Annotated in this window: 9 protein-coding genes; 6 read left to right on the forward strand and 3 right to left on the reverse strand. The window is 65.4% G+C overall.

The genetic code is table 11. The annotated features are described in order from the left end of the window. Window positions 1-45: 45 nt before the first annotated feature. From kdpB to EI171_RS13755, 4 genes are all read left to right on the forward strand, one after another. Window positions 46-2160 (forward strand): potassium-transporting ATPase subunit KdpB, encoded by a 2115-nt coding sequence (kdpB, locus tag EI171_RS13740; RefSeq protein ID WP_161533598.1) that lies wholly within the window; start codon window positions 46-48, stop codon window positions 2158-2160. A 177-nt stretch (window positions 2161-2337) separates the two neighbouring features. Further along, entirely contained in the window at window positions 2338-2943 is a 606-nt protein-coding gene (locus EI171_RS13745; RefSeq protein WP_161533599.1) for a K(+)-transporting ATPase subunit C, read from the forward strand. 120 nt (window positions 2944-3063) lie between these two features. Beyond that, on the forward strand, window positions 3064-5787 hold the full coding sequence (locus EI171_RS13750) for a sensor histidine kinase KdpD (RefSeq protein ID WP_161533600.1): 2724 nt from the start codon (window positions 3064-3066) through the stop codon (window positions 5785-5787). Beyond that, window positions 5784-6473, forward strand: a complete 690-nt coding sequence (locus EI171_RS13755; protein WP_011089514.1) for a response regulator — start codon at window positions 5784-5786, stop codon at window positions 6471-6473. Before EI171_RS13750 ends, EI171_RS13755 begins: the two co-directional genes overlap by 4 nt. A 111-nt stretch (window positions 6474-6584) precedes the next feature. On the opposite strand, the gene EI171_RS13760 is transcribed toward EI171_RS13755, so the two are convergent. Continuing rightward, entirely contained in the window at window positions 6585-7469 is an 885-nt protein-coding gene (locus EI171_RS13760) for a Ku protein (RefSeq protein ID WP_161533601.1), read from the reverse strand. A 116-nt stretch (window positions 7470-7585) separates the two neighbouring features. Here EI171_RS13760 and ligD point away from each other — a divergent pair, with 116 nt between their 5' ends. Further along, entirely contained in the window at window positions 7586-10264 is a 2679-nt protein-coding gene (gene ligD / locus EI171_RS13765; RefSeq protein WP_161533602.1) for a DNA ligase D, read from the forward strand. 113 nt (window positions 10265-10377) lie between these two features. On the opposite strand, the gene EI171_RS13770 is transcribed toward ligD, so the two are convergent. Then, on the reverse strand, window positions 10378-10542 hold the full coding sequence (locus EI171_RS13770) for a DUF3309 family protein (protein ID WP_007595743.1): 165 nt from the start codon (window positions 10540-10542) through the stop codon (window positions 10378-10380). A 181-nt stretch (window positions 10543-10723) separates the two neighbouring features. On the opposite strand from EI171_RS13770, the gene EI171_RS13775 reads away from it, so the two are divergent. Beyond that, window positions 10724-11041, forward strand: coding sequence for a polyhydroxyalkanoic acid system family protein (locus EI171_RS13775; protein WP_038965696.1), 318 nt, complete (start codon window positions 10724-10726; stop codon window positions 11039-11041). Window positions 11042-11044: 3 nt separating this feature from the next. Here EI171_RS13775 and treY read toward each other — a convergent pair whose 3' ends face one another. Continuing rightward, a complete protein-coding gene (gene treY, locus EI171_RS13780; RefSeq protein WP_161533603.1) occupies window positions 11045-13831 on the reverse strand; it encodes a malto-oligosyltrehalose synthase in 2787 nt (928 codons plus the stop codon). Between the last annotated feature and the right edge of the window lies 1 nt (window position 13832).

Here is a 13832-nt window from a genome sequence, read left to right on the forward strand (position 1 = left end):
AAGTCTTCTGATCGACAATCTTCCGATTGGTTTGGAGTGACCTCCATGGATACGATGAAACTGCAAAAACGTGCTGCCGTATCGGCGATGCTCGATCCCAGGATCGTAGTGCCCGCGATCCGTGCCTCCTTCACCAAGCTCGATCCGCGACTGATGGTGAAGAATCCTGTGATGTTCGTGGTCGAGATCGTGGCCGCGCTCACCACCGTGATCTTCCTGCGCGACCTCGTCACCGGTGGCGCGAATCTCGGCTTCACGTTCCAGATCATCCTCTGGCTCTGGTTCACCGTGCTGTTTGCGAACTTCGCCGAGGCGGTCGCCGAAGGCCGCGGCAAGGCGCAGGCTGAATCGCTGCGCAAGACCCGGACCGAGAGCCAGGCCAAGCTGCTCACCGGCACCGGCCAGGCCTTCAAGCTGGTTCCGGGCACGAGCCTGAAGGTCGGCGACATCGTGCTGGTCGAAGCGGGGGACACCATTCCCTCCGACGGCGAGGTGATCGAGGGCGTCGCCTCCGTCAACGAGGCCGCCATCACCGGCGAATCCGCGCCCGTCATTCGCGAGTCCGGCGGCGACCGCTCGGCGGTGACCGGCGGCACGCAGGTGCTGTCGGACTGGATCCGCGTTCGCATCACCGCCGCGCAGGGCTCGACCTTCATCGATCGCATGATCAAGCTGGTCGAGGGCGCCGAGCGGCAGAAGACGCCGAACGAGATCGCGCTCAACATCCTGCTCGCCGGCCTCACCATCATCTTCGTGTTCGCCACCGTCACCATCCCGAGCTACGCGGCCTATGCCGGCGGCTCGATCTCGGTGGTCGTGCTGGTCGCGCTGTTCGTGACGCTGATCCCGACTACGATCGGTGCGCTGCTGTCGGCGATCGGCATTGCCGGCATGGACCGCCTGGTGCGCTTCAACGTGCTGGCGATGTCCGGCCGCGCCGTCGAGGCGGCCGGCGACGTCGACACGCTGCTGCTCGACAAGACCGGAACGATCACGCTCGGCAATCGTCAGGCGACCGCGTTCCGTCCCGTTCGCGGCGTGGCCGAGCAGGAGCTGGCGGACGCGGCTCAGCTCGCCTCGCTCGCCGACGAGACGCCGGAAGGCCGCTCCATCGTCGTGCTGGCGAAGGAGAAGTATGGCATCCGCGGCCGCGACATGGCCGAGCTCGGGGCAACCTTCATCCCGTTCACGGCGCAGACCCGCATGAGCGGCGTCGATGCCGGCGGCTCGTCGGTGCGCAAGGGCGCGGTCGATGCCATGCTGAACTATGTCGGAGGCGGCGCGCCGCTGGCGGTGGCTTCCGGCAACACCGCACGGGCGATCCAGCCTGCGGAGCTCTCGGAGGTCGGCCGCGAGATCCAGATCATCGCCGACGAGATCTCGAAAGCCGGCGGCACGCCGCTGGCCGTCGCGAAGGACGGCAAGCTGCTCGGCGTCATCCAGCTCAAGGATATCGTCAAGGGCGGCATCCGCGAGCGCTTTGCCGAGCTGCGCCGCATGGGCATCCGCACCATCATGATCACCGGCGACAACCCGATGACGGCCGCCGCGATCGCGGCGGAAGCCGGCGTCGACGATTTCCTGGCGCAGGCAACGCCCGAGGACAAGCTCAAGCTGATCCGCGACGAGCAGGCCAAGGGCAAGCTGGTGGCGATGTGCGGCGACGGCACCAATGACGCGCCGGCGCTGGCGCAGGCCGATGTCGGTGTCGCCATGAACACCGGCACGCAGGCGGCCCGCGAGGCCGGCAACATGGTCGATCTCGATTCCAACCCGACCAAGCTGATCGAGGTGGTCGAGATCGGCAAGCAACTGCTGATGACGCGCGGCGCGCTGACGACGTTCTCGATCGCCAACGACGTCGCAAAATACTTTGCGATCATCCCGGCGATGTTTTTGGCGTTCTACCCGCAGCTCAACGTGCTGAACGTCATGAACCTGTCGAGCCCGCAGAGCGCCATCCTGTCGGCGATCATCTTCAACGCGCTTGTCATCATCGCGCTGATTCCGCTCGCGCTGAAGGGCGTCGCCTACCGCGCCGTCGGTGCCGGCGCACTGTTGCGACGTAACCTGCTGATCTACGGGCTTGGCGGCATCGTCATTCCCTTCATCGGAATCAAGGCGATCGACCTCGTCGTCGTCGCCTTGCACCTGGCCTGATCGTTGTCATGCGAGGAGCAAATTCTCTCTGTCATTCCGGGGCGCCTTGAAGAGGCGAACTATGGTGCGCAATTGCGCACCTGAGAATCTCGAGGTTCCGGGTTCGATGCCTTGCATCGCCCCGGAACGACGACAGAGATGCTTCGCCCGCAATGACGAAATAACCGGAGACCTAACATGCTCAGAGAAATTCGCCCCGCCATCGTCCTCCTGCTGGTGCTCACTGCCATCACGGGCCTGGCCTATCCGCTCGCCATGACCGGCATCGCGGGCATGCTCTTTCCCGCCCAGGCGCAAGGCAGCCTGATCGAGAAGGATGGCAAGGTGATCGGCTCCGCCCTGATCGGGCAGGAGTTCAAGGACGACAAATATTTCCACGGCCGCCCCTCGGCGACCCTGGCGCCGGACCCGAATGATTCTACCAAGACCGTCTCGGCGCCCTACAACGCCGCCAACTCGGGCGGCTCCAATCTCGGCCCGACCAGCAAGGCGCTGGCCGACCGGCTGAAGGAAGACGTGGACAAGCTGAAAGCGGAGAATCCGAACGCGGCCGTGCCGGTCGACCTCGTCACCACCTCTGCCAGCGGCCTCGATCCGGATATCTCGCCGGAAGCCGCGCAATTCCAGGTGCCGCGCGTTGCCAAGGCCCGGAATATGCCGGAAGAGGCGGTGAAGCAGCTTGTGGCTTCCAACGTCCAGGGCCGTCTGCTCGGCCTGCTTGGCGAACCGCGCGTTAACGTATTGGCGTTGAATCTCGCGCTCGACCGCTCAGCCGCGAAGTAGCGGTCTAGGCTCGCGGCATCAGGATGATTATAGTTGTGGCGAAGCCTTCGTTTTCCTCTCCCCGCTTGCGGGGAAGGCGAAGTGATAGGCGGGAATGTAACGGATGAACAAGCCGCCCTGATGGTCCGAGAGCGCCGCGATCCCGAACAACGTCCGTCCCCCGAGGCGCTGCTCGAAACAGCGCGCCGGGAGGAAAGTGCGAGCGGCAAGCTGAAGATTTTCGTCGGCGCGGCTCCCGGCGTCGGCAAGACCTACGAGATGCTGCAAAGTGCCCATGCCAAGCGCAAGGCCGGCATCGACGTCGTGGTCGGCTTCGTCGAGACCCATGGCCGCGCCGAGACCGAGGCGCTGGTGCGGGGGCTCGAAGTTGTCCCGCGCAAGAGGCTCGACTACCGCGGCCAGACGATCGAGGAGATGGACCTCGACGCGGTGATCGCGCGCCGGCCGCAAATCGCGCTGGTCGACGAGCTCGCCCACACCAACGCGGCCGGCAGCCGCCATCCCAAGCGCTATCTCGACGTCGAGGAGCTGCTCTCCCACGGCATCGACGTCTACACCGCCGTCAACATCCAGCACATCGAGAGCCTGAACGACGTCGTCGCCCAGATCACCCATGTCCGGGTGCGTGAGACGGTGCCGGACTCGGTGTTCGACCGCGCGGATGCGATCGAGCTGATCGACCTCACGCCCGACGACCTGATCCAGCGGCTCAGGGAAGGCAAGGTCTACGTCCCCAGGCAAGCCGAGCGGGCGCTGGAGCATTATTTCTCGCCGGGCAATCTGACCGCGCTGCGCGAACTCGCGTTGCGGCGGACAGCCGAACGGGTCGACGAGCAGCTCCTCACCCACATGCAGGCGAACGCCATCGCCGGCCCCTGGGCCGCGGGCGAGCGTATTCTCGTCTGCGTCAGCGAGGATCCGCGCGCCGCCGGCCTCGTGCGCTACACCAAGCGGCTGGCCGACCGGCTGCATGCGCCGTTTACCGCGATTTCGATCGAGACGCGGCGCTCCCTCCAGCTTTCCGATGAGGAGCGCGACCGGCTCGCCGACACGCTGCGGCTCGCCGAAGCCTTGGGCGGCGAGGCACTGACGATTCCCGCGGTCGGCCGCCGCATCGCCGACGACGTCGTCAATTTCGCACAGGGCAACAACGTCACCCAGATCGTGATCGGCAAGTCGACGCGTTCGCGCTGGTTCGAGATCACGCGCGGCTCGGTCGTGCATGACCTGGTGCGCCGTGCCGGCAATATCACGGTTCATGTCATCGCCGGCGACGATGTGCCGGGCGAGGCGGCGCCCAAGACCGCGGTGCAGACCGCGGCGCGGACGGAGCCGTTCGATCCGCTGCCCTATCTGAAGGCGCTCGGCATCGTGCTGATCGGCCTCGGCGCCGCCGAGCTGATTCAGCCCCGGTTCGGCATCGAGAACGTGGACCTCGTGCTGCTCACGGCCGTGGTGGCGGTCGCGGTCCGCTATGGCCTGTGGCCGTCGCTGCTCGCCACCGTCGCGGCCTCGCTGTCCTATAATTTCTTCTTCCTGCCGCCGATCTACACCTTCACGATCACCGATCCGACCAACGTCGCCGCCTTTGTCCTGTTCATGGTGGTGGCGATGATCGTCTCCAATGTCGCCGCGCGCGTGCGCACGCAGGCCGACACCGCGATCGGCCGGATCAGGACCACCGAGCAGCTCTATGCTTTCAGCCGCAAGCTTGCCGGCACCGCCACGCTCGACGACGTCTTGTGGGCGACGGCCTATCAGATCGCGCTGATGCTGAAGGTTCGCGTGGTGCTGCTGCTGCCGGAGGATGGGCTGCTCACGGTGAAGTCCGGCTATCCGCCGGAGGACCAGCTCGACCAGGCGGACCTTGCCGCCGCCAACTGGGCCTGGAGCAATGATCGCCCAGCCGGTCGCGGCTCGGACACGCTGCCGGGCGCGAAGCGGCTGTTCCTGCCGATGCGCACCGGCCGCGGCCCGATCGGGGTGATCGGCATCGACAACGACCGTACCGGCCCGTTGCTGACGCCGGACCAGCGCCGGCTGCTGGACGCGCTGGTCGACCAGGGCGCGCTCGCGATCGAGCGCGTGCTGCTGGTCGAGGACATGGACCGCGTCAAGCGCACCGTCGAATCCGAGCGGCTGCGCTCGGCACTGCTCACGTCGATTTCGCATGACCTCAAGACGCCGCTCGCCTCCGTGTTGGGGGCCGCCTCCACCATGCGCGATCTGGCAGGTGCCTTGTCCGACACCGAGAAGCGCGACCTGCTGGCCACCGTGATCGACGAGTCCGAGCGACTCAACCGTTTCATCGCCAATCTGCTCGACATGACGAAACTCGAATCCGGCGCCATCGTGCCCAACACGGCGCTGCATGATCTCAGCGAGATCGTCGGCAGCGCGCTTCGGCGGGCAGCCAAGATCCTCACCGCACACAAGGTGGAGCTGGTGCTGGCCGCCGATCTGCCGATGCTCCAGCTGGATGCCGTGCTGTTCGAGCAGGTGCTGTTCAACCTGCTCGACAACGCCGCGAAGTATTCGCCGGCGGAGACGACGATCTCGATCAAGAGCCAGCGCGAGCGAGATCAAGTGGTGCTCCAGATCGCCGACGAGGGGAGCGGCATTCCGCCGGACGAGGTCGAGAGCGTGTTCGACAAGTTCTATCGCGTGCAGAAGGGCGATCACGTTCGTCCCGGCACCGGGCTCGGGCTCGCCATTTCCCGCGGCTTCGTCGAGGCAATGCATGGCACGATCTCGGCCGCCAACCGCAGCGACCGGAGCGGCGCGGTCCTCACCATCCGTTTGCCCGTTCCGGCACAGACCCACGCATTGGATACCGCCGCATGAGTGCCGCCCCGATCAAGGTTCTGGTCATCGACGACGAACCACCGATCCGCAAACTGCTGCGGATGGGGCTGACGACGCAGGGCTATGAGATCCTGGAAGCGTCAAACGGCAAGATTGCGCTGGAGAAGCTCACCGAGGAGCCTGCGCTGATCATCCTCGATCTCGGCCTGCCCGACATCCAGGGCCACGAGCTGCTCCGCACCATCCGGGCCCGCAACGAAGCGGTGCCGATCGTGGTGCTGTCGAGCCGGGGCGACGAGGCCGGCAAGGTGCAGGCGCTCGATCTCGGCGCCGACGACTATTTGACCAAGCCGTTCGGCATGGACGAGCTGCTGGCGCGCCTGCGCGCCGCGCTGCGGCACCAGCTCCAGGTCCAGGGCGAGCGACCGATATTCCGCACCGGCGATCTCTCCGTCGATCTCGTCCGCCGCATCGTCAAGGTCGGCGAGCGCGAGGTCAAGCTGTCGCCGAAGGAGTACGACCTCCTGCGCGTGCTGGTGCAGCATGCCGGCAAGGTGCTGACCCACCGCTTCCTGCTCAAGGAGCTCTGGGACGAACTGACCGACGCGCAATATCTCCGCGTCTACGTCCGCCAGCTCCGCCAGAAAATCGAAGCCGATCCGGAACGGCCGCAATATGTGCTGACGGAGACGGGGATCGGGTACCGCCTGAAGGCGGGGGATTGACTAAGCCGTCGTTCCTGGGCGATGCGAAGCATCGAACCCGGAACCTCGAGATTCTCAGGTGCGCAATTGCGCACCATAGTTCGCCTCTTCGAGGCGCCCTGGAATGACAAGCTAACCCGCCTTCCTCTGTCGCGCCGTCGACCGGTGCACCTTCTTCGCGGCTCGTCCCCGTCCTGTCGTCCGTCTTCCATGCGACTTGGCCGACGGCCGTCCCCCGCCGCGCCCCCTCAGGCTCTGCTTCAGCGCATCCATCAGGCTGACGACATTGCTCGGCCGCTCCTCCGGCTCCGGCAGCTTGATCGTCTTGCCGCTCGCCTTCCGCTTCACCAGCGCCTTCAGCGCGGTCTCGTACTGGTCCTTGAACTTGCTCGGATCGAAATGCGCAGCCTTGGTGTGCAGGATGTGACCGGCGAGCTCGACCATGTCCTTGGTGATCTTCGGACTCTTGATGTCGTCGAAGAACTGGTCCTCGTCGCGGAGCTCATAAGGATAGCGCAGCGTGGTGCCGAGCAGGCCCTTGCCGAGCGGCTCGATCGCCATGACATGCTCGCGGTTGGTAAGCACGATTTTTGCGAGCGCGACGCGCTCCTGGTCCTTCATGGCGTCGCGGATCACGGCAAAGGCGTCGATTGCGGCCTTGCCGTCTGGTGCGATGTAATAGGGATGGTCCAGGTAGCGCTGGTCGATCTCGTCGCTCGGCACGAAGCTCTCAATGTCGATGGTGTGGTTGCTCTCGATCTGGACCGCCTCGAGCTCCTCCGGTTCGATCTCGACATATTTGCCCTTGCGCAGCTCGTAGCCGCGTCCCTTCTGGTCGCTCTCGACGACGTCGCCGGTTTCCGAATCGACCATTTGCTGCTTGAGGCGATTGCCGGTTTCGCGGTTGATCATGTGAAACCGGGTCTTCTCCGCGGCGGTCGTTGCGGGATAGAGCACGACCGGACAGCTGACCAGCGACAGCTTCAACGTTCCCTTCCAATAGGCGCGGGGGGCCATTCCATTCTCCAGCGTTTTCAAGGCGTTTTGGAACTCCAACCGGCGCGTCGGGTTTTGGTTCCGGATGGGACTTTTGCCGTGATAGGCTTGAAGCCGAAAGAGATGCGGGACCGGTCGTGCTGCGAAAACTCTCCACCTATCGACAGAAGCGGGACTTCGAGAAGACCCCTGAGCCCTCCGGCGAGGCCGCGGTAGCCTCTTCGAAACAGCGACGCTTCGTGATCCAGAAGCATGACGCCAGCCGGCTGCACTACGATTTCCGCCTCGAGTTCGACGGCGTGTTCAAGTCCTGGGCGGTGACGAAGGGCCCCTCGCTCGATCCGCACGACAAGCGGCTGGCGGTCGAGGTCGAGGACCATCCGCTCGACTATGGCGATTTCGAAGGAACGATTCCGGAAGGGCAGTATGGCGGCGGCACGGTCATGCTGTGGGACCGCGGCACCTGGGAGGCCGATGATCCCGAGCGTGGTTTTAGGAAGGGCGACCTGAAGTTCACGCTGCACGGCGAAAAGCTGCACGGAAGCTGGGTGCTGGTCCGCATGCGCAACGATCGCGATGGCGGCAAGCGGACCAACTGGCTGCTGATCAAGCATCGCGACGAATATGCCCGCGAGGGCGAGGACATCCTTGCCGAGGACAAGTCAGTCGCCTCCGGCCGCGCGATGGCGCAGATCGCCGAAGGCAAGGGCCGCGCGCCAAAGCCGTTCATGCTGGCGAAGGGTGCCAAGGGCAAGGCCGATGCAGTGTGGCAATCCAACCGCGTCGAGGAGACGAAGGGGCGGACCGTCGCGCCGGCGCCACGCGCCGCGTTGAAGGCCGGCAAGACCGTAAACAAGGCCGCAAAGAAGAGTGCCACGGCGGCTACGAACGCCAAGACGGTCGCGGACATGCCGGATTTCGTCGCGCCGCAGCTCTGCACGCCGGTCGAGCGTCCGCCGGCCGGCGACGGCTGGTGCCACGAGATCAAGTTCGACGGCTATCGCGTGCAGCTTCGCATCGAGGATGGCAAGGCGACGCTGAAGACCCGCAAGGGTCTCGACTGGACCGACAAGTTCGCCTCCATCGCGAAAGAGGCGAATTCGCTGCCGGAGGCCATGATCGACGGCGAGATTGTCGCGCTCGACCACAACGGCGCGCCGAACTTTTCCTCGCTCCAGGCCGCGCTGTCGGATGGCAAGACCGAGGAACTCATCTTCTTTGCCTTCGATCTCCTGTTCGCCGAAGGCCGCGACTATCGCCGCCTTCCGCTCAGGGAGCGTAAGTCGCGGCTCAAGGAGCTGCTGGAGGCACGCAAGCGGAAATCGAACCAGATCCGCTATGTCGAGCATTTCGAGAGCGGCGGCGACGCCGTGCTGCAATCGGCCTGCAAGCTCGAGCTTGAAGGCGTGGTGTCGAAGAAGCTGGACGCACCGTACCGGTCGGGACGGATGGGGAGCTGGACCAAGGCCAAATGCCGGGCCGGCCATGAGGTCGTGATCGGCGGCTGGAAGACCACCAACGGCAAATTCCGCTCGCTGATGGCCGGTGTGCATCGCGGCGATCACCTCGTCTTCGTTGGCATGGTCGGTACCGGCTTCGGCGCCGACACGGTCAAGCGCATCATGCCGCTCCTGAAGGAGGCGGCGTCGAACGACAGCCCGTTCGGCGGCAAGAACGCGCCGAAGAAGACGCGGGACGTGCACTGGCTGAAGCCGGAGCTCGTCGCCGAAATCGAGTTCGCCGGCTTCACCGCCGACGGCAACATTCGCCAGGCCGCGTTCAAGGGGCTGCGGCAGGACAAGCCGGCCGAGGAGGTCGAGGCGGAGACGCCCGCCGATACCGAGCTCGCCAGGCCGTCTGCTGGAAAGCGCGTTCGTGCGAAGTCCGGAAAGAAGAAAGATGCCGGCGCTGCCGAGGTCATGGGCGTCGTGATCTCGAAGCCGGACAAGGAGCTGTGGCCGGATGGCGGCGACGGCGAGGGCGTTACCAAGCTCGATCTCGCGCGCTATTTCGAGGCGGTCGGCGGCTGGATGATCGAGCACCTGAAGGGGCGACCTTGCTCGATCCTGCGCGCGCCCGACGGCATCGGCGGCGAGACATTCTTCCAGCGCCATGCCATGCAGGGCACCTCGAACCTGCTCGAGCTCGCCAAGGTGTCCGGCGATCGCAAGCCGTATTTGCAGATCGATCGCGTCGAGGGCCTCGCCGCGGTCGCGCAGATCGGCGGCCTCGAGCTGCATCCCTGGAATTGCGCGCCTGATGCTTATGATACGCCGGGCCGGCTGGTGTTCGATCTCGACCCCGCGCCTGATGTCGGTTTCGCCGATGTCGTCGAGGCGGCCAAGCAGATGCGGCAGCGGCTCACTGACGTTGGCATGGAGAGCTTCTGCAAGACCACCGGCGGCAAGGGCCTGCATGTGGTGGTGCCGCTGCTCCACGGCGCGCGCGACAAGGTGAGCTGGAAGGAGGCCAAGGCGTTCGCGCAAGGAATCTGCCAATGGATGGCGGATGACGAGCCCGAGCGCTATCTGCTCAACATGTCCAAGAAGCTGCGCAACGGAAAGATCTTTCTGGACTATCTGCGCAACGATCGCCTGGCGACGGCGGTGGCGCCGCTATCGCCCCGCGCCCGCGACGGCGCGACCGTGTCGATGCCTGTCACCTGGGCGCAGGTGAAGGGCGATCTCGATCCGAAGCGATATACGGTGCGGACGGTGCCGGGCCTGCTGGCGCGTTCCAAGGCGTGGGAGGGCTATGACGATGCGGCCGCGTCGATCAAGGCCGCGATGAAGAAGCTTGCGGGGAAGATGAGGTAGTCGCTCTTTTAAACGTCATTCCGGGCTGCGCGAAGCGCAGACCCGGAATCCAGAGGTTTGCGGCGCGAGATTCCGGGTTTGCGCTTGCGCGCGCCCCGGAATGACCGACTTGGCTAGATCCGTCCGAGCAGCAGCAGGATCAGCAGGATGACGATGACGAGCCCGAGGCCGCCGCCGCCGTAATAGCCGGTGCCGTAGAACGGCCCGCCGCCGATGCCGCTGAAGCCGCCGAGCAGGGCGATGACCAAAATGATCAGAATGATCGTACCGATAGACATGCTAGTCTCCTCCAGCCCTCTGTTGAAAGGGTCGTTTGCACCTGTCCCTTTGGTGCGGGGGCAACTTGCCGCAGGTTTTAAAGTTCCGGTTTTGAAACGGGGCGACAGGTGCAAGTTGCATGGAACCTTTGCCGCTCGGGCCGGCATGATGAATGAGATTCAATCAGCGTAGGGCACGGCCATGTCAGCACCGCTTGTCGTTTCAATTCCCCATCGTCTCGGCCGCGAGGAAGCGGTGCGCCGGCTGAAGTCCGGGCTTGGCCGCGCGGCGGCGAGCATTCCCGTGATGCAGGTGGAGGAGGAGCGCTGGAGCGGCGACAGCATGACCTTTCGCATCCGCGCACTCGGGCAGATTGCCACCGGCCAGGTCGACGTCGCCGACGACCAGGTCAAGGTGCAAGTCGTGCTGCCCTGGCTGTTGCAGCGCTTTGCCGAGATGGCGCAGGCGACGATCCGCAAGCGCGGGCAGTTGCTGCTGACCAAGGACGGGGGAAAGTGAGTTTTAGGCGCGCACGCGCTGCCGCGCAGGCCTGATGGCGCCCGCTGTACGGGCCTCGATGACGGCCGCGGGAAAATCACGAAAAGCCTGCGCGACCGGCAGCTCGTTACCTGCAAGTCCCGGCGCAGCGTAGCCGGTGATGTCGATGGTGGCGTCAAAACCTTCGAGCGCGGGCCATTCCCGGCCGCCTTGCGAAAACGGCGCGAACAATCGCCCGACCACGACAATCGCCGCAGCGCGGTCGTGGCGACGGGCGAAAGCGATGACATGATCGGCGTGCGCGCCATGGACGTCCAGCGACTGGTAGTCGCCTTGCGTAAAAACGCCGGCGAGCTCGTTGCGCAGCTTGAGGAGGTGCCGCGTCCAGGCCAGCTTGAGCTGGCCATCCGGCCAGGTCTTGATAAAGCTGCTCCAATCCGGACCGGACAGCGAACCAAGCGCCGTATCCCGCGCGGAAAAATCCACCGGACGGCGGTTGTCGGGATCGACCAGCGACAGATCCCAGAATTCGGTGCCCTGGTAGAAATCCGGGACGCCCGGCAGCGTTGCCTTGAGGGTGAGCTGGCTCAGCGAGTTCAACGCGCCGAGCAGCGCGACGCGGCGCGCCAGGGTTTGCAGCGCCTCCAGGAATTCGCGCGACTGCGCAGGATCGAGGATCTTCGCGACGAAGTCTCGTAGTCCGGTCTCGTAGGTCTCGTGCGGGTTGAGCCAGCTCGTCTCTTCCTTGCCCTCGCGGGCGGCCTTCAGCGCATAGGCCTGGATGCGCTCGACGAAGCCGGCGTCCGCGGGTGTCTGAAGCGGCCAGGCGCCGAGCAGGGTCTGGTAGAGCATGTATTCGAACGTCGCCGACGGCGCGCGCAGATGGCCATGGAGCGCGAGATGCGGCGCGTTCAGCACCTTCCAGCGCGAAACTGCGCTGGTCCAGTCGCCGGGAATTTCGCTGAGCGCTGCGATCCGGGCGCGGGCGTCCTCGCCGCGCTTGGTGTCGTGGGTGGCGGTTGCCGTCATCCCTTGCGGCCATTCCTTGGCGCGCGCGCGCATGGCCTCGTGGAAGGCGGGAATGGCAAGGCCGGTGCTCGCGGGATCGCCGCCGACCTCGTTCAGCGCGAGCAGCCGGTGGAATTGGTAGAACGCGGTGTCCTCCAGCGACTTCGCCATCACCGGCCCGGTGAACTGCTGCACCTTTAGCGCGAAGCGGCGCACGCGTGGGGCACTGTGCGGGGGCCGGCCGGGCTTGAGCAGGTCCATGGTGAGGGCATCGCGCAGGAAATCGAAAATGCCCTCGTCCGCGGCGAACCACTCTGCCCGGGCACGCGCGATGGTATCGTCGATCAGCTTGCGATCGTGCGCGGCAGGCGCGCCGGACGTGAGATAGGTGCGATAGACCGGGAAATGCAGCACGTAGAGCTCGAGCGCCTGCCGCAGGCTGTCGGCCGAGAAGTCGCGGGTCGAGTAATGCCCGTTGGCAATGCGTGCGAGCAGGCGCGTCAGCACGATGAATTCGCTGGTGAGCAGCGTCTCCAGCACCCGCCGCTTGGCCTCCTTGACGTAAGGCGCAAGCCGCGGTGGGCGATTGCTGACTTGCCGCCAGGTCTCGTCCAGCGCCTCCAGCCCCTTGGCGTCGACCAGCACTTGCGTGATGACGTTCATCCACTCATAGCCGGTGGTGCCCTGGATGCCGGCGAAATGCGGCAGGCGCTCGTGCTCGCACAGGATCTTTTCGATCACGGTGTAGAACGGCTTGGTGTTGCCTTGCGCGTCGCGCACCAGCCGGCGCAGCCGCTGGCAGTATTGGGCGGGATCGCGCAGGCCGTCGATGTGATCGAGACGGATGCCGTGCAGCCTGCCGTCGGCAACGAGCTGCTTCACCAGCCGGTGCGTGGCAGCGAATGTGCCGGGGTCCTCGACGCGCAGGCCGGCGAGCCCGTTGACGTCGAAGAAGCGGCGGTAGTTGATGTCGCTGGAGGCGAGCCGCCAATGACCGAGCTTGTAGTGCTGGCGCTCCAGCAGATGATGCAGCGCCAGCGTCTGCGCCGGACGATCCTTGGCCGCACGATAGGCGGAAAGGCCGCTCGCGATGATGTCGGCCGCGCCCGCGATCTCCTTCAGCTCCGCCTTGAAGCCAGGGGCTTCCTTGCGGTTGGGACGGCGAAGGCCGGTGTAGCGGGCCGCGAGCGCGAGCAGGCGCTTGCCGGCCTCCGTCTCGGCGGCATCGGCTTCCTTCACGAACATCCGCAGCATTTCGCCATAGCGCTCCGGGGCGATCGGCAGGCGATGCTCGAAATACCAGGCAGAAAGGCTGCCTTCGCCGGCATCGTAGCGCAGCTCGATGTCGCCGCGCTCCAGCGCCTCGCCATAGGACGAACCGAGGATCGGCAGCAGCACGCCGCCGCGGGCGCGGTGGGGCAGCAGATCCCAGTCGATATCGAAGGCGGCCGCGTGCGGCGAAGTCGGTCCCCATTCCAGCACGTCAAGCCACCAGGGATTGTCAGCAAAGTGCACGCCGACATGGTTCGGCACGAAGTCGATGATGAGGCCGAGGTCGTTCCTGCCGAGTGCCTCGCTCAGCCGCGCAAAGCCGGCCTCGCCGCCGAGCTCCGGATTGAACTGGCTGTGATCGACGGTGTCGTAGCCGTGCGTCGAGCCCTTGCGCGCCTTCATCACCGGCGAGGCATACAGATGCGTGATTCCGAGCGATTTGAGATAAGGCACCACTGCGGCAGCCTTGTCGAAGTCGAAATCCGCGGTGAGCTGAAGCCGGTAGGTCGCGAGAGGAATGGCCGGAGGCATG

It is taken from the genome of Bradyrhizobium sp. LCT2 (assembly GCF_009931255.1).
GTDB lineage: Bacteria > Pseudomonadota > Alphaproteobacteria > Rhizobiales > Xanthobacteraceae > Bradyrhizobium > Bradyrhizobium diazoefficiens.